Here is a 24078-nt window from a genome sequence, read left to right as displayed (position 1 = left end):
AGGAAGTGAGCCATGACGGAGCCGCGCCCTCGATCCGACCCGTCCGTCACCGGGACGCAGCCGCAGGAGGCGGACGTCCTACGGGACATACTCCGCAGCCCCGGCTATCTCAAGGCGCTCGCCTTCTGCGCCCTCATCGGCATCCCGGTGTCCCTCGCCGCCTTCTGGTTCCTCGTCATGCTGCACGAACTGGAGCACGCGCTGTGGGCGGACCTCCCCCGGGCCATGGGCTGGGACACCCCGCCCTGGTGGTGGCCGCTTCCCCTGCTGCTCGTCGCCGGAACCGTGGTCGGCCTCGTCGTCACGCACCTGCCCGGGGCCGGCGGCCACGTGCCCGCGTCCGGACTGCACACGGGAGGCGCCTCGGCGGCCGCCGTGCCCGGAGTCCTGCTCGCCGCGGTGGCGAGCCTGCCGTTCGGCGCGGTTCTGGGACCGGAGGCCCCGCTGATCGCCCTCGGCGGCGGCCTGGCCCTGATGTTCCGCGACCTCACGCAGGCACCGGCGACCCCGCAGAGCACCGTGCTCCTGGGCGCGGCCGGAGCCGCGGCGGCCATCTCCGCGATCTTCGGCAACCCGTTGATCGCCGCGGTGCTGCTGATCGAGGTGGCGGGCGTGGGCGGGCCGCAGCTCTTCGCGGTCATGCTGCCGGCTCTGCTGTCCAGCGGGGTCGGGGCCCTGGTCTTCACCGGCCTCGGACGCTGGACAGGGCTGGCGACCGGGGACCTCTCCCTGGACCTTTCGGTGCCGGTTCCCCGCCTCGACGTGGCGGACGTGCTCTGGGCGGTGGTCATCGCCGTGGCTCTCGCCGCCGTACTGCACCCCGTCCTGGCCGGCGCCCGGGCGATCGCCGCGTACGTCACGGCGCGGCCCCTCGTACGGACCGTCCTGTGCGCCCTGGGCGCAGCCGCCTGCGCCGCCCTCTACGCACTGATCACCGGCCGCTCGCCCGGCGAGGTCGTCTCGTCCGGTCAGGCAGGCCTCGCCGGACTGGCCGCCGGCCCGCACGCCTGGGGCGTCGGCGCACTGCTCGCCGTCCTGCTGTTCAAGGGCGCCGCCTACGCGCTCTGCCTCGGCAGCCTGCGGGGCGGCCCCCTGTTCCCCGCGCTCTTCCTCGGAGCCGCGGCGGGTGTCCTCCTCGCGCCCCTGCCGGGCCTGGGAGTGGTACCCGGGATGGCGGCGGGCATGGCGGCGGCCTCGGCCACCGCACTGCGGCTGCCGGTGAGCAGCGTGGTGCTCGTGATCCTGCTGCTCGGCAGCTCCGCCATGATGCCCGTCGTGATCCTGGCGGCCGTGGTCGCCTTCATCGTCGCCGAGCTGCTGCCTCCCGGGACCGCCACGGCGTAGCGAACGCCGACGAGGACCCTCCGTCCGGCAGACGGTACGGGTCCTCGTAGTTCCGTTCGAGCGGAGGCGATCACCCCGTGGTGGCCGCCGGGGGAAGCGCCGTCAGCACTGGAGACCGGCCGAGGCGGCCGTCGAGGTCTCGTCCAGCTTCTGGATCTGCGGCTGCAGCTTGGTGAGCGTGTCCTGGCCGGTCGTGTCGCCCGGGAGGTCGTCGTAGGCCTTCTTGAGGTCGTCCGCGGCTCCCTGAACCGCGGACCGCTCGGCGTCCTTCAGCTTGTCCAGGTTCTCCTTGACGCCGTCCCAGTCCTTGCGGACCGCGTCGTACGCGTCCTTGACCTGGTCCTTGGTCGCGGAGGAGGGATTCAAGGCCTTCAGCTTGGCGTTGTCGGCCTTGAGTGCCGACAGGTCGGTGCAGAGGTCGGCTGCGGCCTTGGTGGCCTCTTCAGACGGCGAACTGTCGTCGGAGCACGCGGCGAGACCGAATGCCGCGCTGACGCAGAGCACGCCGATCACCGGGAAACGCTTCATGGGGACCTTCCTCAACGAGACGAGCGGACATGCGGAACCTTTCGGCACACATGACAAAATATGCACATCTGAGTACGTCCTGCATCCGCGCGGTCACCGTTCGGATCCACTACCGGCGGTGGCGTGGGGTACGGATGCGGCCTGCCGTACGGGCGGCTGGGCGGGCTGATCATTCGAAGGCGGACAGGACGCCGGCGACGGCGAAGCCCAGGACGGTCAGCAGGCCGGTCGGTTTGCCACCGCGCTTGTACGCCTCGGGAATCATCGAGGTGGCGAGCATGGCCAGTACCGATCCGGCAGCGAACCCCTTCGCGTAGCGCCCGTCGGCCTCCGGCAGCAGCTGCAGAATCCCGTATCCGACCACGGCGCTTGCTGCGGCCACTGCGACCAGGGACCACCACGTCCGGTAGGCCTGGCGGGGTGTTCGTCCGGAGGCGATCATGCCTGAGGTCGCACCGAGGCTCTCAGGCATGTTGGAGATGAAGACGGCGGCCAGGAAAGCGACGCTGACGTGCCCGCCCGTCGCAACTCCCATGCCCAGGACGATCGATTCCGGAATTCCGTCGAGCAGTGCCCCGATGACGATCGACCGGTCGGCCGACCCCTTGGAAGAGGCCGACGCAGCCCGGTCGACGAAGAAGAAGAGCAGAGCTCCCCCGGCCAGCGCGATGAAGATCCACAGGCTGGGATCGTTGCCGGGGGGGACCAGTTCGTAGGCCACCGCGGCGATCAGCGCACCCGATCCGAAGCCCATCACCAGGCCGACCTGACGCTCGGGCGGCCTGCGATGGACTGCCACCCAGGCTCCGATGACCAGAGAGACGGCGCCCGCCGCTCCCCACAGCGCTGCGACCAGTACGTCCATGACCACCTTCGACCATTCGTACGGCGAGGCCGTCGTCAGGGTGCCCCGGCCGCTCTGACGGCGTGATGGGGCCGCGGGGCCGACTCACTGCGGCGGCTGACCGCCGGCTGCGGCTTCCTCCGCGTCGAGGGAGGCCAGGATGGCCTGCACGGGGATCCGGCCGCTTGCCACCATCTGCGCACCACTGCGGCGCAGGGCTCGGGCGAAGGGGGCGGCCCACCGGTTCTCGTACACCAGGATCGCGGCTGCGTTGCCGGGCTGGAGGGCGTTGCCGGCTTCGTCGAGGTCGTCCTGGTCGAGCAGTTCGGAGGAGACACCTTCGAAGACGGACAATCCCATCGAGTCTGCGTCGTCGAGTCCCGTGAGCTCCAGGGCGGTGACGCTACCGTTGACGTCCTTCCGTACGAAGCGAAGGTCGAGGATGCGGATGAGGCCTTTGTCCACCAGGTCGATCAGCAGGGGGAATGCCTCGCCCGTCATCCGGTTTCCGGGGAACTCGACGACCAGGTAGTCGACGGGGCCCATGTCTTCGAGGTCGTCGCTCATGAGCACTCCTTGCGTGGGCGCGGCGGACCGCAATCGTCTGCGGCAATTGACTTCCGCAGACGGCGAATCCACCAGCGGCCGGACACCGCTCTCATTGCAGCATCCGCCGTGCGGCCCCGCACCTTCGCACGAGGCGCGCGCCGAATCAGCCGGTGAGTTGCGTGTCCGTAGCACGCAGGTCGGGGGTCCGGCACGTCACACTGTGCGACGAACCGCATGACCGCCCGGTACACCGCGACTGCGGCAGCCGAGCCGAGCAGCGGCACCGAACGGGTCCGGTGGGCCGCCCCTTGGCAGTGGCCGCACCGGCGGCGACCCACCTACCTCGCCAGGAGCCGACGACGCCCGCGAATCGCGCTGGGCGGCCTACCTTCACGTCGGCGCCTGATCCCAGCAGACGGCCACGCCCGGCTCTCCGAAACACCTGCCGACCGTCGGCGCGTCCGGTCGGGGCCGCTCCGACGAGGCGGCCCCGCTTCCCTGTTGGAGGGGTCTGTTTCAGCGGCGGCGTGCGCAGGTCCAGGCTCCCATGCCCTGGATCTTGGCGAGTCTCCTCGCCGTCGCGATCTGCTCCGCCTTCGTGGCGAGGTCGGCGCGCGGTGCGTACTTGCGGCCTCCTGCGGCGTTCCAGCTCGACCTGGTGAACTGAAGCCCGCCGTAATGACCGTTGCCGGTGTTCGCCCGCCAGTTCCCGCCGGATTCACAGCGGGCGATGGCGTCCCAGTCGGGGTGGGGTTTGGAGTGGACCGCAGCGGCGTGGGCACCGGAGACGTCCAACAGAGTCACGGTCAACAACACTACAGAGGCCAGCAGTTGGCCGATCAGGCGCCGGCTTCGCCGGTCCTTCCGGTTGCGCGACATCAGTCCTCCTTCGCTGTTGGGGCGGACCTGCCACGAACAGCGGGCGGGCCCGCGTACGGCCGTCTTCCGGCCGTGGCCACAGCACAGCACGGACCGACGTGCTTCCAGCGGCACTTGCCGTCGGCGAAGGGATGAAGCCACCCGAACGGACGCTCTACGGCCTCTCTCCGCCCCCGCACGGCGCAATACGCCGGCAGAGCGGCCCTCCGCTGTGCGGAGGGCCGCTCCCGGTGGGGCGGCCGGGCGGGAACGGCGTTGCCGTGCCCGCCCGGGCCTACGCCGACATGCGGCGCTGCGCCGTTACGGCGCTACCTTCAGCAGCTTGTTCGCGGTGCCGGAGGACGGGTTCTTGATGGCACCCGCCGTCGCGGCCCCGGTCAGCGCGGCGGCCGTGTCGGCAGGTGTCGCCTTCGGGTTGGCCGCCAGGTAGAGAGCAGCGGCGCCCGCGACGTGGGGGGACGCCATCGACGTCCCGGAGATCGTCTTGACGCCGGTGTCGCTGTCGTTCCAGGCCGACGTGATGTCCGAGCCGGGCGCGTACACGTCCACCACCGAGCCGAAGTTCGAGAAGTCCGACTGCTGGTCCTCCTTCGTGCTGGACGCGACCGTGAGGGCCTCGGGCACCCGGGAGGGCGAGCCCTGGCCGGCATCGGAGGACTCGTTGCCCGCCGCCACGGCGAAGGACACACCGGAGGCGATGGCGCGCTTGACGGCCGCGTCCAGCGCCTCGTCGGCGCCGCCGCCCAGGCTCATGTTGGCGACCGACGGCCCGGAGTGGTTCTTCGTCACCCAGTCGATGCCCGCCACGACCTGTTCGGTGGTGCCGGATCCGTTGTCGTCCAGCACTCGCACCGCGACGACCTTGGCCTTCTTGGCGACGCCGTGGGAGGTGCCGGCAATGGTGCCCGCCACGTGCGTGCCGTGGCCGTTGCCGTCGTCAGCGGTGTCGTCGTTGTCGATCGCGTCGAAACCGTGACCGGCCCGCCCGCCGAAGTCCTTGTGCGAGACCCTGACGCCGGTGTCGATGACGTACGCGGTCACCCCCTCGCCGCCGTTGTCGGGGTACGTGTACTTCTGGTCGGGAGCCGTGCCGGCCTGGTCGATCCGGTCCAGGCCCCAGGACGGAGGCTTCTCCTGCGTCTCGTTGATGCTGAAGCGCTTGTTCTGCGCGACCGTGCCCACTGCGGGGTCCGCCGCGAGCCGCTTGGCCTCCTTCTCCGTAAGACCGGATGCGGAGAAGCCGTTGACCTGGGAGCCGTAGGAACGCTCCAGCTTGCCGCCGTACTTCTTTGCCAGATCCTCCTTGTTCGCGGATGCGTCGAGGATGACGACGAAGCTGCCGTCCACGGCGCCGGGGGCGCCGAGTCCGTGCACGGTCCCTTCGGCCGGTGTGGCCGCCCCCGCGAGGGGGCTCGCGAACAGGGCCGCAGCGGCCGCTGTTGCGGCGCCCGTTGCTATGGCCGCGGCGCGAAGACCGTTGGATCGCTTGTGAGTTGCCATGTAGAGGGTTCTCCTCGTCTTGACGTGTGGGGCGTCAAACGTTCTGAAGAACCCTGTTCCGATTGACAGGAGCAAATCAAGAGCGAACCCGGGGTAAGGACTTATTCAACAAGGTTTCTTAAAAGGTCCTCCACGTCACCCCCATCTCGCACACATGTTCCGTCGAACTCCCTTACGCAATGGGCACGTTCCCGCTCGAACGCCTCGGGCTCATCGAAGACGGTGGATCCGGTCGACGCCGTACCACTTCGACACGCAGGCGGCGGCCCAGTCCCGCTCGTAGGCGGAGGTGAAGAAGGGCTCGGCCAGAGCTCCGATGTACAAGGGCTTGTAGCCCACGTCCGCGGCGCCGTGCGCGGCCTCGGCGCGGATGCGGGAGTTCTGGGCGTCCCACGCCACCGCACGGGTGACCGTGACCGTCGTGAGCTGCCGGACGCCCGGGACGAGCACGGCCACCGAGGCCAGCGCCAGGCCGGCCGCCGCCACGATGGCGGCCGACAGGACCACGCCGGTGTTCCGGCGGCGTGCCAGGAGCCGGCCGCCCCACTGTCCGAGCAGGGCGCCGTACACGCACAGCGCCAGTTCCATCAGTACGAGAAAGCTCGTCCAGGTACGGGCGTACGTCCACCCGGTCGCGCCGTAGCCGCTGCGCAGGCCCAGCATCACCGCGAAGGACCCCAGCACCACCACGGGTACCGGGAGCAGCACCATGCCGATCAGCATGTTCCGCGGGGCGGCCCGTCGCGGCTCCCGCTCGCGGGGCGCGGCGGTACGAAGGCTCAGCCCCAGGCCCAGGAGGACGCCGACGGCGGCGGCTCCGAGGTAGGCCCACTGACTGGTGACGGAGTCCCACATGTGCAGCCAGCCCTCGTAGGTGCCCCTGAGTTCCCTCGCCGACAGCAGGGACTCCTTGTCGGGCTGCTGCGCGCGTCGCCACCGGGCGCCGGGGGACGTGTAGAGCACGATCAGGCCGCAGACGAGGCCGGAGCACCAGAGCAGGCACCAGGTGAACGGATACCAGTTCCGGGCCAGTTTGAGGCGGGGCAGGGCCAACAGCCCGGCTCCGGCCGCGAGCAGACCGCTGACGAGCGCGAACGGCTCGCTCAGGGTGCCGAGTGCGCATCCGACGAGGAGCGCCGAGGCGAGGCCGCCTCTGCGCACGGCGGCGCCGGGATGGCGGGCGGTGCGGATGCCCAGCAGGAGCGCCCACAGTCCGATGACGCTGGGCAGGGTGTGCGAAATCGTCGCGGGGGCCCAGAGCAGCACTTGGTAGCTGCGCGTACCGGCGTAGTAGAGCACTGCCTGGATGACGAGGGCGCAGGAGGTCAGGAGCAGCACCCGTGGCTTTCCGCCGCGAAGCCGGATGAACTCGCACCCCAGCAGGACCAGGCCGACGGTGAAGGTGACGGCGATGACCGTGGGCAGGATCTTGGGTCCGGCTAGGCCGTCGCCGTAGATGACACCGCTCAGGAAGGCATTGGCGATCCTGCCGTTCTGGGTCGTGTAGAAGTCGGACGTGATGCCGAAGACTCCCAGATCACGGGATTTCCAGGCGGCGCACCAGTCATCGGACGTGGGTCGCACGTAGAGCCCGAGGAAGCACCCGACGGCGATCAGGCCACCGGCAGCCGCCACCAGGAGCCCGCCCATCCCCGGCAGAAGCCTGTGGACGAAAGCAGGTCTCATTCGGCCACCCTTTACCGCCAGATCCGATCTGATGAACGGCTGATATGCCCGCCGATTGTGCAGGCTCCTCCGCCACCGGCATCGCAGACACGCCACCCGGCTCACCCGAGCGGCGGTGGCGCCGTGGCGGCTTCCGCACAGCTGTTCCAGCATGGAAGCTCCGGGGTCCGCGCAGGGAGCCCCCTGGAAGGAGTGGGGTTGCCGTTGCCCGCTGTGCTGCTCGTGCGCTGGGCGCTCATCACGACGTCTCTGGCAACCGTCGCCTTCCCCCCGGGTGCCGCGGGGCGCCCTGCCGGCCGGCCCTCCGGTGAAGAGCGGCCGGTGTTCTTCGTCAGTCCGGTGGGGCACCAGAGCCGTGGCGATGCCGAGGGCAGCTACGCCGCGATGTCGCTGCCGGCGGTCCCCACCGTCGGGCTCCTCTCCAACACGACCGCCGCCGAGGGCATCTCCCCGTTCAGCGCCAAGGGCGCGCGGTACGTCCGTCAGAGCAACGTGCTGCGGTTGCCGTCCGGCCGGTGGAAGTACCTCCCCGCCGGCCGGACGGCGTCGGCCGTGGTGGCCCCCGACGATCCGGCCGCCCGGCTGCAGATCACGCAGAGCCGCGCCTGGCTGGCCGCCGGTACGATCCCCGGCGGTACCCCCGAGCGGCGTGCGGCGGCCGAGCGGGCCCTCCTGGCGATGCGCGCCCTGCTGCAGCCGAACGGCGCCCTGGCGGCGGGATGGACCGCCGGCTGGAAGTACAGCTGGCCGCGTGACTCCAGCTTCGCCTCGGCCGCGTTCGCGCACACCGGCCATGACACGGAGGCCTACCGGATCCTCCTCTACAGCGCATCGACCCAGCGCAAGGACGGCACCTGGGACGCGCGGACGAAACTCGACGGATCCGGCCCGCCCGACGGCAGACGGTGGCAGCTCGACGCCAACGGCTGGGTCCCCTGGGCCACCTGGCAGTGGTACCAGGCGGCGCCCCGAGCCACCCGCCACGCCCGGTTGACCGGCCTCTACCCGATGATCCGCAAGGCGGCCGACCGCGCGGCGGCCTCGCTGCGGGCGGACGGGCTGCCCCCGGCCTCCCCCGACTACTGGGAGCTGGCGACGACCACGGCGAACATCGGTACGGCGGCTCCGCTGCTCGCGGGGCTGGGCGCCTCCGCGGACCTCGCCAGGGAACTCAACCGACCGGACGACGCGGCACGCTGGACCAGCGCCGGCCTGCGGCTCCGGGCGGGCATCTCCACGAAGTTCGCACCCCTGGGATATCAGCGCACCGTCGACGGGCGGCACGGGCATGACAGCGCGGTGGCGTTCATGGCGCCGCCCTTCAACGCGGCCCCGGCCGACCTTCCCCGAGCGCTCGATGTCACGTACAAGGCCCTGCTCCTGCCCAATGGGGGCCTCAGCCCCGGAAACGACCCCGCGGCCCCCTGGGGCGGAGCCGCCTGGACGCCCAGTACCTCGTTCTTCGCCCTCGCATGGGCCGGCACGGGGAGGACGGCGAAGGCAGGACAGGTGCTGGACTGGGTCCTGTCCAAGCGGAACTCGCTCGGCGAGCTGCCTGAGAAAGTGGACAAGGCGGGCAATCCCTCATCGGTCGCCCCGCTGGCCTGGACGGGTGCGATCGCCGTCCTCGCCCTCCTGGCACTGGACGGCAGGCCGCTCCCCACACCGCCCTTGCAGCGCTAGGGGGTGTCTTGTCGATCAGGCCGGGCAGCGCGTCAGACGGGCTGCATCCCGTCACCGGGAGGCGGAGCGGTGCGGACGCTCCGCAGTGCGGCGAGGAGGCGCTCGTACGCGCGCCTCTCCGCCTCCACCGCACGCCTGAACGGGAGGTGGTGCGGATCGCGCCGTGCCCGAGCCTCTGCCTCGGCGGCGACGCGCAGTGCCCTCGCTCTGTCCAGAGCGGTCATCGCCTCGACGTATCCGGCGTCGAGGAGCTCGTGGTCGAGCACCTCGCCGAAGGCGGCCGCCGCCAGCGTGCCCAGCCGGTCGAGATCGTCCACGCAGCTCGCAGGGGTCGTCTCGTCGCACTCCTCGTCAAGCGCCCGGGAAAACGACTGCAAGGTCGCCTTGAGCTCCGGGTACCCCCATGCCGGCACGGCGTCGTTCCTGCACGCGGTGGCGCAGGCCGCGAGGACGGTGAGGGAGGCCACCGCGCGGATCGTTCCCGATCTCACGCGCCTGTTCGATATGAGGGAGGGGATCATGCGAGCCCCGATCGTCCGTGGGTGAGGAGGCGACCGCCGCCGGACGCGACGTGGTCTGCCCGCATCCTCACCCGCCCCGATCCGCGCTGCCACCCGGAGGCCCGGGGGTGTGCGCCGCGGGGCCGGTCGGGGCCGGTCCCCTACGGCAGCCGCGACGCCGCGGAGGCCGGACCCGTGCGACCGGCCGGCGCCGTCGTCCCGGGCTGGCCGACCGCCCGGTGCCACGGGGAGGGAGAGCCGCTGCCGAACGGCTCCGACCCCGCCGAAACCGTGGTGACGTGCAGCTCGGCGTCCAGGCCGAGGGCGGCCGCGACGGACCTGCCGACCGACTCGGCCACGCCTGCCGGGGCGCCCGTGTACAGCATCTGGGACTCGAGCCAGGACGGCGGACCGTCCGTGCCGCCCACGCTGACCGTGCCCGCGCCCGCCCGGCCCGCGAGCAGCCGGCCCGCGACGCCCACAGCGCCGTAGCCCGCCCGGCCGCCCGTCTCCGCGACCGGGGAGAACGTCGGCGCGGGCCCTCCCGCGTCGGCCAGGCTCGTGCCGACGGTGCCCGTGCCGGGCCGACGGAAGTACAGGCGGACGCCGTCGCCCTCCGGGCTGACCGACAGCGGGCCCGTGGTCGACGGCAGCCCGGTCGGGACGGGGCCGCCGAGCGGGGCGTCCGGTGTGCGCTGGACCCAGACCTGCACGCTGCCGGCCGTCGCCGCGTACACGTGACGCCGCCCCGACCGGTCGGTCGCGGTGACGGGATCGCCCTGGAGACCGGAGCCGCCCAGAGCCTGCCACGCGCCGAACGCGCCGGCCGGGGTCTCCTGCGCGCGGGCGCGCAGCGTACGCCGGGAATCGCGTACATATACGGTCATGCGGCCCGCCGGGTCCACGGCGACGGCCGGTCCGCTGATCGCCGAGGTGCCCGACCTGTCCGCCGTGTCGGGGGTGCCCAGCGACCGCCACGGGCCGAAGGTGCCGTCGGCCGTGTCCTGGACGGCGTACACGAGGTCGCGGCCGTAGTCCTGCGGCGCCGCGCCCAGGGTGGTGCGGGTGGCGAACACCGCGATCCTGCCGTCGGGCAGCCGGACCGTCGTCGCACCCGTGTCGATGCCACCGCCTGGGAGGAACAGGGGCCCCTCCCAGGGGGCCTGCGGGCCGCCGCGCGACCAGTACGCCATCCGGCCGTCGAGAACGGCGAAGGCCCACAGCCCGCCGGAGACACCCTCGGTCATCCAGGAGGTGCTTTCGCCCCGGCTGTAGCGAATGGTCTGGCTCCAGCCGGCCCCCGCGGGCCGGGTCGCGGTCTTGCGGTCGCCGCAGCCGGCGGGGCTGCCGCACCAGTCCTGGTGGTCCATCCAGGCGTAGGTCTTGAGGTAGCCGAGCTTCTCCTCGGCCGTCCGCGGGTCGAGCGTCGGAGGCAGCGAGCTGTTGGGGTAGCTGACGTAGTTCTGGACCGAGAAGTGCGGCCGCCTCGTGGACTTCGCGTAACGGTCGGCGGCGGCCTGGACGAAGCGGGCGCCGTACATGTGGTCCTGGTGGTCCAGGAAGGCGCCGCCGCCCTCCGCCCTGCCGGGCGTCGGGTCCTGCGTCCGTATCGTGGTCGGCCGGTACCTCGCGAACACGCTCGCGATGGCGTCTATCGCCTGGTCCTTGGTGTACGAGAACGAGCCCTTGACCGGCGTCCCGGAGGTCAGCTGGGCGCCCAGTGCGGGAATCCGGCCGTCCCAGAGGCCGCGGAGGCTGTCCGGGTTGTCATCGGAGATGCTGCGGGCCTCGCGCAGCTGCATCCAGACCAGGTTGACCTCGGGCCTGGCGACGAGCACGTCCATCTCCGCGCTCCCCCCGCCGACGGTGGGTATGGACGTCCGCTTCCAGGCACTGGTGCGCAGACCGGTGGCCATCTCCGCGTAGGCGGCCCGTATGCCGTTCTGCCGGGCCTCCGCGTAGGCGGCGCGGTCGGCGGGACGCGCGGCGTCCTCCAGGTGCGGGCTGTGGGCCTCGTTCCTGCCGTCGGCCTCGCCGGAGGTCAGGTAGACGGTGGTGACCTTGATGCCCGTCGATATGGAACGGCTCAGGTCGGGGTTCATGAAGAAGAGGTCGTCATCGGGATGTGCGACGACCTGGAGGACCGAGCCCTCGGTCACGCTCGCGCGGACGCCGGGCGCGGAGGCGGGAGCGGGGGCGGCCGGCGGCTGCGCGGTCGCGTACCCGTAGGCCCAGGTCGTCGCGCCGACGGCGCCGACGGAGAACGCGGCGAGCGCGGCGAGCGAGGCCGCGAGGCGGGTGCGCCTGGCCAGGGACATCTAGAACGCCTTGAGGATCGATCCGGTGCGGGAAGGTGCCCGGGAGGTCAGAGGTCAGTCAGCCCCCCGATGGCTCCACTGCTTCCGGAGACGACCGGGGCCGATTATGCCTCACGTGTCTGCGACTGACACACCATCAAGGGGCAAGCTATTCTAAATCCACCAAAGTAGGACATAGTGCCAATTCGCGTATGTTTACCGACCTTTGAGCGGGTCGCTGCGCAGAGCGAGGAGCTCCGGCGCGCGCACGGTGACGGTGCGGCGCGTGACCTCGACCACACCGTCGCGGCGCAACCGGGCGAGCAGGCGGCTGACCGTCACCCGGGTCGTACCGAGCAGGTCGGTGCCGGCCGTGGTGGTGGGTCCCTGGGCGGACGACTCGGGCGCGCTGCTGGTGTTCGATGTGGAGCCCGCCGAGTTGGAAAGCATCCTCGACGCGGATCCGCACTACCGCACGCCGGGTGTGACGGTCGCAGGCATGCGGGAATGGACGCCGGTGGTCGGCCCGGTGGGACCTGGTCGCCGGTCGTCATGGGAGGCGGTCCGTGCGTGCGCGGCTACAGGCCGGTCACCAGGCAGCCCGTGGTTGCGCCCGCGGCCCAGGCCCTCCCGGGTCCGCCGGTGTGGGCCGCCGACCGGCCCCGGGCTTGCGACCCGGCCCGGGCCGGTCCGGCCGCAAAACCGGCGGCCACGAGGACGAGCTGCCGCAGGTTCTGCAGCGGCCGCCGGCCCGACGCTGCCGGCTCGCTCCCTTCCTGCTGTGACAACACCCGACAAGTTGGGCCTCCCCACCCGGTTTCGGGTGTGTGAGACTGATCGCTCACGCTGGGCGACGGCCGCGAGCAGCCGGGCGATCCGGCCGCGTCATCCTCCGCCGGCGGGGGTGGCCACTGCCCGCCGAAGGCGCCGGGGAGACACGCTTTTCATCGTCCGCAACCCGATGACGTGGGGGTACGTTCGACGGCCCAATTACTTTCAGGTTTCGCCATTCGTTCGTATCACATCGGTAGCATCCGATGTCGGAGCGGGCCGTCTGGGGGACGGCTCCGCTCGCGACTGGGGGGAACGGAAACATGCAGGTTCTCGTGGTGGAAGACGACACACGGATCGCCGAAGCGCTGACCGAAGCGTTACAGCGGTTCGGGCACGACGTGGACTGGGTGGGCAGCGGGGCCGAGGCGTTGAAGGCCGCGCAGTCCACCGAGTTCGTACTGCTGGATCTGGGGCTGCCCGACCTCGACGGCCAGGAGGTCTGCCGGCGCGTCCGGGAGACCTCGGCCGTGCCGATCATCGCGGTGACGGCCCGGTCCGAGGAGCTCGACCGGGTGCTGCTGCTCCAGACGGGCGCGGATGACTACCTGGTCAAGCCGTACAGCATGCGTGAGTTATTGGCGCGGATGGAGGCCGTGGCGCGCCGGGTGAACGCGTCGGCCCCCGCGCAGGCGTCCGGCGGCGCCGGTGGTGCGGCCGAACTCTGCCTGTTCGGGCCGCTGTCGGTGGACATACGGACGCGTCAGGTGGAGATGGAGGGAGCTGCGGTCCATCTGACGCGCCGTGAGTTCGACCTGCTGGCCGCCCTTCTGACGGACGCCGGCGCGGTGCACGCCCGGGAGGACCTGATCAACGAGGTCTGGGATCCCAACTGGCACGGTTCGACCCGGACGTTGGACGTCCACATCGGTTCCCTTCGGTCCAAGCTCGGCAGTCGCAAGTGGATCCAGTCGGTGCGGGGCGTGGGCTTCCGCCTGGTCCTACCCGACCAGCAGTGACCAGACGGCCGATGTGACCGGGGCGGGATGAAGGGGGAGTTCTGGCGTGCGACGTCATCTGGTGGCCGCGTTGGTCGCCTTACCGGTCGCGGTGGTCACCGTCCTGGGACTGCCACTGGCCCTGCAGCGCAGCGACGAGGCGCTGCGGGAACTCGCGCACACGCGGGCTGCACAAGCACGTGAGCTGTTACCCACCGCGGTGGAGGCGCTGGAGAGTGGTGAGCGGGCAGGGCTGCGGCAGCGGATCGCCGAGTACCAGGACCGTACCGGCGCCCGCGCACACGTCTACAACGCCCAAGGGCAGTCGGTGGAGGGGGCGTTGTGCCGGCTTTCGCCCGAGGAACTCGCGCAGCACGAGGTGGTGCGCGCGGCCCTGGACGGAAAGTACACCGACTCCTCCGACAGGCGGGGGCCGGAGAACTCCGAGAACTCCGAAGAACTGATCGTGGCGGTGCCGGTCATCCACGAGAAGTCACTGACCGGTGTCGTCGTGGTGTGCTCGTCCCTGGACGATCTGGAGGTTCAGCAGTGGACGATCTGGGCCGTGGTCGCCGTGATCGGGACCCTGGCCCTCGCGATGAGCGGCTTCCTGGCCGAGCCGCTGGCCCGCTGGATCCTCAGGCCCGTACGTTATCTGGAGGCGGCCGCGCGCCGGTTCGCCGCCGGTGACCACACCGCTCGCGTGCCGGTCCATCTCGGCCCGCCTGACCTCCGGGTGCTCGCGGAGACCTTCAACCACCTGGCCGAGCAGGTCCAGAACCAGGTCACGGTGCAGAAGGCCTTCGTCTCCGATGCCTCCCATCAGCTCAGGTCACCGCTGGTGGCGCTGCGGCTGCGCCTGGAGAACTTGGAACCCCACATCGAGCCGGACGGAAGTCGCGGTCTGGAGCAGGCGCTGGACGAGGTGGACCGGATGACCGGCATCCTCAACGCGCTGCTGCTCCTGGCCCGCGCGGAGTCCGGCGCCCAGGCCGTCGAGAGCGTGGACGTGCTGGCGGTCGCCGAGGAACGGGTGGCGTCCTGGCGGCTGGTGGCGGAGCCCAGGGACATCACCCTGACCATCGACAGCGAGGGGGACCTCGTCGCGTCGGCGGTCGCCGGCACCGTCGATCAGATCCTCGACGTGTTCCTCGACAATGCCCTGCGCATGTCACCGGCCGGTTCCACGGTCCGGGTGCGCCTGGTCGACGACGGGACCATGGTGGCGGTCCAGTTCATCGACTCCGGTCCCGGAATGAACGCTGCCGAGCGGGCTCGTGCCTGCGACCGCTTCTGGCGCGGGGCCAAGGCCGCCAGCGGCGAGGGATCCGGGCTGGGGCTGGCCATCGCCGCCAGTCTCGCCCGGGTGAACAACGGTCAGGTCCTGCTCGAAGAGGCTCCCGGTGGGGGGCTGCACGCCGAGGTGCGCCTTCCGGCACGCGGGCACCGCTCCTCCACCGTCCTTCCCATCCAACGAGGGTGATCTTGGCTTCCATCTTGCACGTCCCCTGCACAATCCCTGCCGGGCCGCTGCAGCGGGCGTTTCTACAGTGACGCCCGGTACCACCTTGCGCGGTAGGTCAGCCCGCCCCTGTCTTCCGACCCCCTACCCCCATTCCTGCGCGTCTCCGTACGGGCCGCTTCCCTGATCCCCCTTCTCGTATCTCATCCTCCAAGGAGGAAGCGTGGGTTCCCAGTCCACCGTCAGCAGTCAAACGCCGCCCAAGGCCCCAGCGCCGGTTCGCCCCAGGGGCTTGGCCGCACTGGGCCGCTGGCTGGCCCGACGCAGACTCCTGGTCCTGCTGCTCACCTTGGCGGCGCTGATCGTCGCGGTGCCGTTCGGCTCCGATGTGGAGAGCCGCCTGTCGGAGGGCGGCATCACCGTCCCCGGCTCGGAGTCGGCCCGCGCCGACGAACTGCTCAACACCCGCTTCGAGGGCGGCTCCCCGCACCTGGTGTTCGTCGCGGCAGCGGGCACCAGCGTCGACAGCCCCGAGGTCGCCGGCGCGGCGACGGCGCTGACCGAGCGCCTGGCCAAGGAGCCGGACGTGGTGCAGGCGGCGTCCTACTGGACGCTGGACAAGGCGTCCACGCTCCGCTCGAAGGACGGCAACACCGGTCTGATCATGGTGCGCCTGGCCGGGGACGAGGACCAGATCCGCAAGGCGGCGGCACGGATCCTGCCGGAGGTGGTCGGCGAGCAGGGTCCCCTGAAGGTCACCGCGACCGGCGTGACCGCCGTGCGCATGGAGGTCGAAAGGCTCAGCGAGGAAGACCTCAACCGGGCAGAGATGCTGTCCGGCCCGCTGGTGCTGATCATCCTGCTGCTGGTGTTCGGAAGCGTGGTGGCCGCCAGCGCACCCCTGGCGGTCGGCATCTTCGCCGTGATCGGTTCCTTCGTCATCCTGCGGCTGCTCGACATGGTCGTGCAGGTGTCGGTGTTCGCGGTGAACATCACCACCGCGCTGGGACTCGGCCTGGCCATCGACTACAGCCTGTTCATCGTCACCCGCTACCGCGAGGAACTCGCCCGCGGCCGCACCGTCCACGAGGCGATCGCCGAATCCGTGCGCACCTCGGGCCGCACGGTGCTGTTCTCCGCGCTGACGGTCGCCGTGTCCCTGTCGGCGATGCTCGTCTTCCCCATGTACCACCTGCGGTCCTTCGCCTATTCCGGGATCGCCGTGGTGCTCCTCGCGGCGTTCGGCTCCGTCGTGGTGCTGCCCGCGCTGCTGGCCGTACTGGGTCACCGCATCGACTCCCTCAACGTCAGGCGCCTCTTCCGCCGCAACGCCAAGGTGGCCACCGCCCGCACCGACACCGCGGGGTTCTGGCACAAGCTGGCCATGGCGGTGATGCGGCGGCCGCTGCCGTTCGCCCTCGCGGTCGCGGCCGTCCTGGTGGCGCTGGGCCTGCCGTTCATGCGGGCGGAGTTCGGTGACAGCGACGACCGTGTGCTGCCCGCCAGCTCCCCCGCGTACCAGGGCGCGCAGGTTCTGCGCGAGGAGTTCGACAACCGGGAGGGCTCGCCGCTGAACGTGGTCCTGCCCGACATCGACCCGGTCGCGGATTCCTACAAGGTGACCGACTACGCCAAGCAGTTGTCCACCGTGCCCGGCATCACCCGGGTCGACGCCCTGACCGGCTCCTACAGCGAGGGCACCGAGGTCGCTCCGCCGGGGTCGGCCTCCGAGCGGTTCAAGGCCGACGAGGGCACCTGGCTGTCCGTGGTGTCCGACACCGAGCCCTACTCGCCGCGCGGCATGGACCTGGTCGACACCCTGCGCGCACAGCCGGCTCCGGCCGACGTGCTCGTCGGCGGGCAGGCCGCGCTGCTGGTGGACTCCAAGGCCACCATCGGCGACAAGCTTCCCTGGACGCTGGGGATCATCGCGCTGTCGACGATCATTCTGCTGTTCCTGTTCACCGGCAGCCTCCTCATCCCCGTCAAGGCCATCCTGCTGAACCTGCTCAGCCTGACGGCCACCTTCGGCGCGATGGTCTACATCTTCCAGGACGGACACCTGCGCTGGCTGGTCGGTGACTTCACGCCGACCGGCATGCTCGACATCGACACGCCGATCCTGATGTTCTGCGTCGCCTTCGGCCTGTCCATGGACTACGAGGTCTTCCTGCTGTCCCGGATCAAGGAGGAGTACCACCGCACCGGCGACAACGTCTCCGCCGTCGCCTGGGGCCTGCAGCGCACCGGACGGCTGGTCACCGCGGCCGCCGCCCTGATCGCCACGGTCCTGCTCTCCTTCGCGACGTCCTCCGTGACCCCGCTCAAGCTCCTCGGCATCGGCCTGGCGCTCGCCGTGATCGTCGACGCCACCCTGGTACGCGGCATCCTCGTCCCGGCGTTCATGCGCCTGGCCGGCCGGGCCAACTGGTGGGCCCCACGGCCGCTCGCCCGGCTGCACAAGAAGATCGGGCTCCACGACTGACACACCGAAAGATCCTGGCGGGGCGCGGGCCGACACGGCTCGCGCCCCGTCGGCGTTCCCCGCCGAGCGACGGCCGTCACACGTACAACGACCATCACAGGAGATCATGCCGAACACATGAGCGGAACCTAGAGGTCCGCTGTACGGACCCTGCATCGTCGGCTCATAGCGTGGGCCGTGCCGTTGAGACGTCCGAATGATCCGCCCGCGTGGCGTCCCAAGTGGCCAGTAACGTGTCGAACTACCAGGTGGGGGGACCCGGGCCATGCGCTTTCTGCAGCGTGAACGTGCCGTCGTCGAGGAATTGCTGCCCGGCTTGGACCAGGAGCTCGCCTCGGTCGACCTGGTCGACCTGGAGGCCGCCGGCGGCCCCGGTGTGAAGCTGTTCCGTGAGGCCGGCGGTCCCCGCCTGCTGGTGCCCGCCGAGCACGGCGGCCACGGTGCGGACCTGCTGACCGCCCTGCGGGTCCAGCGGGCCCTCGGCTCCCGCTCCCCGTCGCTGGCCGTGGCGACCACGATGCACCACTTCTCCGTGGCGTCCATGGTCGAGGCGGCGGCAGCCAACAACGGCATGGAGTGGCTGCTGCTCGCCGCCATCGCGAAGGACAACCTGCTGCTCGCCTCCGGCTTCGCCGAGGGACGCACCGGCCAGGGCATCCTCAACCCGTCCCTGACCGCCCGCACCGATGGCGACAAGGTGTTCCTGAGCGGGTCGAAGAAGCCGTGCAGCCTCGCCCACTCCATGGACCTGCTCACCCTCTCACTGCCCCTGCCCGGCCCGGACGGCGAGGAGCGGCTGGCGTTCGCGCTGGTCCCCGCCGACGCCCCCGGGGTATCGGTCAAGCCGTTCTGGGGCAACCCGATCCTGGCCGGCGCCGAGAGCGACGAGGTCGTCCTGGACGACGTGGAGGTACCGGCCGAACTGCTGGTGCGTACGGACGTCACCTCCGACGGGCAGCTGGACCAGCTGCAGACCGTGGGCTTCGTCTGGTTCGAGGCCCTCATGACCGCCAGCTACCTCGGGGCCGTCTCCGCCCTGGTCGAGCGCGTCCTCGGCAACCCCCGCGGGAACGCGGCCGTCACCGCCGAGGCGGTGACCCTCGTCGAGTCCGTCTCCCTCACGCTGGAAGGGCTCGCCGCCGAGGTGACCCAGCAGGGCGTCACCCAGGACACCCTGGCCCGCTCCCTGGTGTGCCGGTACGCGGCCCAGGACGCGATCAGCCGGGTCCTCGACCTGTGCGTCGAGGCGCTGGGCGGCATGTCCTTCATCGGCTCCGGCGACGTCGCCTACCTCAACTCCGCGTGTCGCGCGCTGTCCTTCCACCCGCCGTCGCGTGCCCGCATGGCAACCCCCCTGACCGAGTTCTTCACCGGCACCTCCCCCCTCCGTATCCCCTGAGGGTGCCCCTCCCGCGGGGCCTCGGCCCCGCTCCCCCCTGGCTTCGACTCCTGTACGTCCGCTGAACCGTCCGTGAGGTGCTCGATCGTGCCCAGCCATCCCACCGTCCTCATCACCGGCGCGTCCGGTGTCGTGGGCAGCGCTCTGCTCCCCCAGCTGCCCGACTGCCACACCATCGCCCTGATCCACCGCAACCCCGTCGCCGGCGCCGACGAGCAGCTGGCCGGCGATCTGACCGCGCCGCGGCTCGGCCTCGACGCGGACGCCTACCGGCGTCTCGTCTCACGGGTCGACGTCATCGTGCACTGCGCGGCCATCACCGGTTTCTCCATGGGCCCCGAGGCCACCCACGCCCTCAACGAGGCCGGCACTCGGCAGATGGTGCAGCTCGCCGCGGATGCGGGTGCGGTGTTCTACCACGTGTCCACGGCGTTCGTGGACCGCACCGACCTGACCCGGGCACAGCTCGGCCAGGACCACGGCGAGGCCACCGCGCGGCCCGAGGACTACCTGGACTCCAAGCGCGCCGGCGAGGAAGTCGTCCGGTCCTCGGGAGTCCCGGCGGTGATCGTCCGCCCGTCGGTGGTGATCGGCGACGCCGTCACCGGTGCCATCTCCGCCTTCCAGGGCATGCACGGGATCATCCACGGGCTGCTGCGCGGACTGCTTCCGCTGGTGCCGGTGCCCGCCGCCTCGCCCGTCGACTTCGTACCGCAGGACCTCGTCGCCGCCACCATCGCGGGCCTGATCCGCGAGGGTCGGCGTGACGGCGAGGTCTGGGTCACCGCCGGGGCCAACGCACTGAGCACCGAGCGGCTCCTCCAGGTCGTCGGCGACACCGCGGACGACCTCGGCCTCGCCCCGACGCGGCCGCGCATGGTCGGCCCGGAGATGGTCGACCGGCTCATCCGTCCGGTGTTCATCGCGAACCTGCACCCCAGGGCGCGCCGCCGCTTCGACGACATGCTCGCGATGACGGCCCTGTTCGCCCACGGGCACGTGTTCCCCTCCAGCCTGGGCCAGCTCGCCGGAATCCCGAAGGCCCCCAGCACGACGGACCTGGAGGCCGCGCTGCGGACCTCGGTCGCCTACATGGCCCGCGCCAAGGGCATGGTCCGCGACCTGCCGGAGCCGGCGTTCGCGAGCGAGCGGGTGCCGGCATGAGCGAACTGACCATTCCCGCCCCGGCCGCCCCGGTCCCCGCCGAGGCCTCGACCGCGGAAGTGCTGGCCGTCTACCGCCGCCACCTGAGCAAGGGCCGGGCGCGTCTGGCCTCGCTGACCGGCGCCGCCATGGAGGTCGCCTCCGAGGGCAGCCTGGTGTGGGACGCGGACGGCAAGGAGTACCTGGACTGCGGCGGGTACGGGGTGTTCATCCTCGGCCACCGCCACCCCCGGGTGGTGGACGCCGTGATCGAGCAGATCCGCCGGCATCCGATGGCCACCCGGCTGCTGCTGGAGCCGGTCGCCGCGAAGGCGGCGGCGGCGCTCGCCGCCGTCACGCCGCCCGGCCTGGAGCGGGTCCACTTCGTCAACTCCGGTGCCGAGGCGACCGAGACCGCGATCAAACTCGCCCGCGCGCACGGCAAGCACCGGCTGATCTCCGCGATCGGCGGGTACCACGGCAAGACCACCGGCGCGCTCGCCGTCACGGCCAAGCCGCTGTACCAGGACCCGTTCAGGCCGCTGCTGCCGGCCGAGCACGTCCCGTACGGAGACGCCGACGCCCTGGAGCGGGCGCTCGCCGGCGGGGATCCGGCCTGTGTGATCCTCGAGCCCATGCAGGGCGAGGGCGGCGCCGTCCTTCCGCCGGCCGGCTACCTCACCCGGGTGCAGCAGCTGTGCGCCGAGCACGGGGCGATGTTCGTCCTCGACGAGATCCAGACCGGTCTCGGCCGGCTGGGCACCTGGTGGGGCGCCGACGCCGAGGGGGTGCGCCCGGATGTGCTGCTGGTCGGCAAGAACCTCAGCGGCGGAGTGATCCCGGTCGCCGCCGCGGTCGCCACGCCCCAGGCGTACGCGCCGTTCGACAAGGATCCGTTCCTGCACACCTCCACCTTCGCGGCCTCCCCGGTGGCGATGGCGGCCGCCGCGGCAGCGGTCACCGCGATCGCCGACGAGGGCCTGGTGGAGCGGGCCCGCACCCTGGGCGCGGTCCTGCTGGACCGTCTCCACTCGGCCCTGGCCCCGGTGCTCGGCAGCGCCGTGGTGGACATCCGGGGCCGTGGCCTGCTCCTGGGCATCGAGATGCGCGACGAGGGCGCCGCCGGCGAACTCGTCCTGCACCTCATGGAGTCGGGGCTGCTGGTCAACCACTCCCTCAACGCCCAACGAGTGGTGCGTCTGACCCCGCCCGCAGTGCTCACACCGGCCGAGGTCGACCGGATCACCGACGCCTTCACTTCCGCGGCCGCCGTCCTGGCCCGCACCACCGCTTCCACGAAGGGGACACGCTGATGCCCGAGGTGACTCTCGACGCCCTCATTCCCGACACGACCGCACCGGACGTCTTCGAACTGCTGCGGGACTTCGCCGCCTACCCGAAGTACACCGACGCCGTCCGCGAGGTGAACGTCACCGACACCGGCGGCGACACCATGGACTCGGACTGGTCGGTGAACTTCCGCAACGGCATCCTGTGCTGGACCGAACGCGACCGCGTCGACGCCGCCACCCTGACCATCGAATTCACCCAGACCGAGGGTGACTTCGACCAGTTCGACGGCGCCTGGAGCGTCATCGGCCACGACGACGGCACGGCCACCGTACGGTTCCACGCACGCTTCGACCTCGGCATGCCCAGCCTTGCCGCGATCATCGACCCGATCGCCTGCGAGGCCCTCGTCGAGGCGATCAGCCTCATCCTGCGCGGCCTGCTGGGGGAGCACATCACCCTCACCACCCCCGAGGCCGAGCCGGTCGGCGCCTCGGCGGCAGCGGACGCACCGTGACGGGAGCCCTCACGAGCGCCACCACGTACGCCCAACGAAGCACCACTTCGCCGGCGGTGACGGCCCGTGAGTTCAAGGACGTCCTCGCGCACCTGCCCTCCGGCGTCACCGTGCTGACCACCAGCGGACCCGACGGGACGGGGATGGCGGGCATGACGGCGAGCGCCGTCTGCTCCCTCTCCCTCGATCCGCCGATGATCCTGGCCTGCGCGGCCAACAGCAGCCGCACCCTGACCCGGATCCGTACCACCGGGGTGCTGGTCGTCAACCTGCTGCGCGAGGACCAAGCCCATCTCGCCCGGCGGTTCGCCGACCCGCAGCTCGACCAGGAGGCTCGCTTCGCCGCCACCGCCCACCACCTGGTGGACGGCGGCCTCCCGGTCCTCGACGACGCGCTGGCCTGGCTGGCGTGCACCGTCGAGGCCACCTACCCCGGCGGGGACCACACCATCCTCACGGCCGAAGTCCGCCAGCTCGGCCTGGGCGGCGGACACCCGTTGCTTTGGCACAACCGCACGTTCCGCACCCTCGTCTGACCGCCGCCCCGAGCGGACCGCGACTCTACTGGAGGCTCCCACAGTGCCCAGGGACATCAACAACAAGATCGTTGCCATCACCGGCGGCAGCCGTGGTATCGGCCGCGCCACCGCCGAGCAGTTCATCGCCGCCGGCGCGAAGGTCGCCATCGGCGCCCGCAACCTCGACCTCGCCGCCAAGGTCGCCTCCGACATCGGCGCCCGCGCCTACCAGCTGGACGTCACCAACCCGGTCAGCGTCGAGGCGTTCTTCAACGCGGTCGAGGCCGACCTCGGCCCCATCGACATCTTCGTCAACAACGCGGGCGAGATGATCGTCGGACCCTTCGAGAAGGAGTCCGCCGAGGACACCGCGCACCAGCTCGGCGTCAACCTGCTGGGCACCCTCAACGGGATGAAGACCGCCATCGGCCCGATGCGCCGGCGCGGCCGCGGCCACATCATCAACATGGTGTCGGCCGTGGGCATGATCGGCCTGCCCGGCTGTGCCACGTACTCCGCCGCCAAGCACGGCGTCGTCGGTCTGTCCGAGGGCGTGCGCGCCGAGCTGCGCGGGTCCGGCGTGGACCTGTCGATCATCCTGCCCATCCCCGCGCAGACCGAGCTGACCTCCGGTGTCGGCAAGGGCCGCTTCGTGCCCCTGCTCACGCCCGATGACATCGCGAAGTCGGTTCTGCGCACCGCCCGCCGGCCCGTCTACAACCGGTACGTGCCGGGCTGGACCAACCCGGTCACCCGCTCCCTGTTCCTGCTGCCCCAGCCGTGGCGGGACGCGATGGGCCGCTTCCTCAAGGCGGACCAGCTGCTGCGCACCACCGACTACCAGGCCCGCATCGCGTACGAGGCCCGGGTGAAGGTCCCCACCGCGGAAGGAGCCGGGGCGTGACCTCCGCCACACCCGCTCGCCCCAGCAACTACAAGGGCGCCGTCAAACGCGGCAAGGCGCCGGCCGTCGTCGGCTGGCGCTGGCTGGACCACCTCATCCACGTCCACCCGGTCACGACGATCGCCATGTTCACACCGGTGATGGCCGTCTGTGTCTGGTATTCGGTCGCCCGCGAGCAGACCGGGGGCTGGGCGCTGCTCGGTTGGGCGGCCGCCGGCTACCTGACCTGGACGCTGTCGGAGTACTGGGGCCACCGCATCGTGCTGCACTACGAGCCCGAGAAGGGCTTCGGCGCGCGCCTGCACTACGTACTGCACGGGATCCACCACGACTACCCCACGGATCCCCGGCGCTCCATCCTCAGCCCGCTGCTCAGCATTCCGATGGTCGGCGGCACGATCTACCTGGCTTCCGGGCTGGGGTCGCTGCCGCTGATCTTCGGAGCCGGCTACACCTTCGGCTACCTCACGTACGACCTGTTCCACCTGTACCTGCACCTCGCCACCCCGAAGAACCGGCTCATGCGACACCTGCGGTCGCTGCACATGCGCCATCACTTCCGCGACGACACCAAGGGCTTCGGCATCTCCGCCCCGTACTGGGACGAGCTGTTCGGAACCTCCATCGCGCGCCAGTCCCGGTCCGGCGAACCAGTCGCCTGACCGACCCCGCCGGTCCAGCGGTCCGGCTCCTGACCGGTGCGGGCACCCCCGCGGCGTACGGCTAAACCCTCAAGTCGTCGATGCCCCCCGCGCGGGTGCCCGCGCCTCGTCGCGCAACA

Annotated in this window: 21 protein-coding genes; 12 read left to right on the top strand and 9 right to left on the bottom strand. The window is 71.1% G+C overall.

What is annotated here, in order from left to right:
• The first annotated feature begins 12 nt into the window (after window positions 1–12).
• Window positions 13–1344, top strand: coding sequence for a chloride channel protein (locus tag ACZ45T_RS10860; protein WP_468439641.1), 1332 nt, complete (start codon window positions 13–15; stop codon window positions 1342–1344).
• 102 nt (window positions 1345–1446) lie between these two features.
• Here the strand turns inward: ACZ45T_RS10860 and ACZ45T_RS10855 are convergent, their stop codons facing one another.
• The 6 genes from ACZ45T_RS10855 to ACZ45T_RS10830 all read right to left on the bottom strand — a co-directional run bounded on the left by ACZ45T_RS10855 (window position 1447) and on the right by ACZ45T_RS10830 (window position 7330).
• Window positions 1447–1872, bottom strand: coding sequence for a hypothetical protein (locus ACZ45T_RS10855; RefSeq protein ID WP_468439639.1), 426 nt, complete (start codon window positions 1870–1872; stop codon window positions 1447–1449).
• A 169-nt stretch (window positions 1873–2041) separates the two neighbouring features.
• Window positions 2042–2737: a ZIP family metal transporter gene (locus ACZ45T_RS10850; RefSeq protein ID WP_468439637.1), complete on the bottom strand. Its 696-nt coding sequence runs from the start codon at window positions 2735–2737 to the stop codon at window positions 2042–2044.
• Window positions 2738–2821: 84 nt separating this feature from the next.
• The gene (locus ACZ45T_RS10845; RefSeq protein WP_468439636.1) at window positions 2822–3283 is read right to left on the bottom strand and encodes a DUF6325 family protein; all 462 of its coding nucleotides are present in this window, start codon (window positions 3281–3283) and stop codon (window positions 2822–2824) included.
• Window positions 3284–3781: 498 nt separating this feature from the next.
• The gene (locus ACZ45T_RS10840; RefSeq protein WP_468439634.1) at window positions 3782–4144 is read right to left on the bottom strand and encodes a transglycosylase family protein; all 363 of its coding nucleotides are present in this window, start codon (window positions 4142–4144) and stop codon (window positions 3782–3784) included.
• A 300-nt stretch (window positions 4145–4444) separates the two neighbouring features.
• The gene (locus ACZ45T_RS10835) at window positions 4445–5644 is read right to left on the bottom strand and encodes a S8 family peptidase (RefSeq protein WP_468439632.1); all 1200 of its coding nucleotides are present in this window, start codon (window positions 5642–5644) and stop codon (window positions 4445–4447) included.
• A 210-nt stretch (window positions 5645–5854) separates the two neighbouring features.
• Complete coding sequence (locus ACZ45T_RS10830) at window positions 5855–7330, bottom strand: DUF6056 family protein (RefSeq protein WP_468439630.1); 1476 nt, start codon at window positions 7328–7330, stop codon at window positions 5855–5857.
• Between the two features lie 198 nt (window positions 7331–7528).
• Here ACZ45T_RS10830 and ACZ45T_RS10825 point away from each other — a divergent pair, with 198 nt between their 5' ends.
• Entirely contained in the window at window positions 7529–9013 is a 1485-nt protein-coding gene (locus ACZ45T_RS10825) for a glycoside hydrolase family 15 protein (RefSeq protein ID WP_468439628.1), read from the top strand.
• A gap of 32 nt (window positions 9014–9045) precedes the next feature.
• Here ACZ45T_RS10825 and ACZ45T_RS10820 read toward each other — a convergent pair whose 3' ends face one another.
• The 3 genes from ACZ45T_RS10820 to ACZ45T_RS10810 form a co-directional block, all read right to left on the bottom strand.
• A complete protein-coding gene (locus ACZ45T_RS10820; protein WP_468439626.1) occupies window positions 9046–9504 on the bottom strand; it encodes a hypothetical protein in 459 nt (152 codons plus the stop codon).
• A 170-nt stretch (window positions 9505–9674) separates the two neighbouring features.
• Entirely contained in the window at window positions 9675–11831 is a 2157-nt protein-coding gene (locus tag ACZ45T_RS10815) for a PIG-L family deacetylase (protein WP_468439624.1), read from the bottom strand.
• 195 nt (window positions 11832–12026) lie between these two features.
• On the bottom strand, window positions 12027–12260 hold the full coding sequence (locus ACZ45T_RS10810; RefSeq protein ID WP_468439622.1) for a helix-turn-helix domain-containing protein: 234 nt from the start codon (window positions 12258–12260) through the stop codon (window positions 12027–12029).
• Window positions 12261–12904: 644 nt separating this feature from the next.
• On the opposite strand from ACZ45T_RS10810, the gene ACZ45T_RS10805 reads away from it, so the two are divergent.
• The 10 genes from ACZ45T_RS10805 (at window position 12905) to ACZ45T_RS10760 (ending at window position 23959) form a co-directional block, all read left to right on the top strand.
• Window positions 12905–13600 (top strand): response regulator transcription factor, encoded by a 696-nt coding sequence (locus ACZ45T_RS10805; protein WP_468439620.1) that lies wholly within the window; start codon window positions 12905–12907, stop codon window positions 13598–13600.
• Between the two features lie 46 nt (window positions 13601–13646).
• Window positions 13647–15062 (top strand): sensor histidine kinase, encoded by a 1416-nt coding sequence (locus ACZ45T_RS10800; RefSeq protein WP_468439618.1) that lies wholly within the window; start codon window positions 13647–13649, stop codon window positions 15060–15062.
• A 202-nt stretch (window positions 15063–15264) separates the two neighbouring features.
• A complete protein-coding gene (locus tag ACZ45T_RS10795; RefSeq protein ID WP_468439616.1) occupies window positions 15265–17526 on the top strand; it encodes an MMPL family transporter in 2262 nt (753 codons plus the stop codon).
• Between the two features lie 265 nt (window positions 17527–17791).
• A complete protein-coding gene (locus tag ACZ45T_RS10790; protein WP_468439614.1) occupies window positions 17792–18925 on the top strand; it encodes an acyl-CoA dehydrogenase family protein in 1134 nt (377 codons plus the stop codon).
• A gap of 87 nt (window positions 18926–19012) precedes the next feature.
• Window positions 19013–20089, top strand: coding sequence for an SDR family oxidoreductase (locus ACZ45T_RS10785; protein ID WP_468439612.1), 1077 nt, complete (start codon window positions 19013–19015; stop codon window positions 20087–20089).
• Entirely contained in the window at window positions 20086–21381 is a 1296-nt protein-coding gene (locus ACZ45T_RS10780; RefSeq protein WP_468439610.1) for an aspartate aminotransferase family protein, read from the top strand. The genes ACZ45T_RS10785 and ACZ45T_RS10780 overlap by 4 nt, the downstream gene beginning before the upstream one ends.
• Window positions 21381–21875: a type II toxin-antitoxin system RatA family toxin gene (locus tag ACZ45T_RS10775; RefSeq protein ID WP_468439608.1), complete on the top strand. Its 495-nt coding sequence runs from the start codon at window positions 21381–21383 to the stop codon at window positions 21873–21875. The genes ACZ45T_RS10780 and ACZ45T_RS10775 overlap by 1 nt, the downstream gene beginning before the upstream one ends.
• A complete protein-coding gene (locus tag ACZ45T_RS10770; protein WP_468439606.1) occupies window positions 21872–22411 on the top strand; it encodes a flavin reductase family protein in 540 nt (179 codons plus the stop codon). Before ACZ45T_RS10775 ends, ACZ45T_RS10770 begins: the two co-directional genes overlap by 4 nt.
• Window positions 22412–22454: 43 nt before the next feature.
• Window positions 22455–23297 (top strand): SDR family oxidoreductase, encoded by an 843-nt coding sequence (locus ACZ45T_RS10765; RefSeq protein WP_468439604.1) that lies wholly within the window; start codon window positions 22455–22457, stop codon window positions 23295–23297.
• Window positions 23294–23959, top strand: a complete 666-nt coding sequence (locus ACZ45T_RS10760) for a sterol desaturase family protein (RefSeq protein ID WP_468439602.1) — start codon at window positions 23294–23296, stop codon at window positions 23957–23959. The genes ACZ45T_RS10765 and ACZ45T_RS10760 overlap by 4 nt, the downstream gene beginning before the upstream one ends.
• Window positions 23960–24078 lie beyond the last annotated feature (119 nt).

The organism is Streptomyces sp. NPDC030995 (genome assembly GCF_055571215.1).
This window is presented reverse-complemented; position numbering and strand designations above follow the sequence as displayed.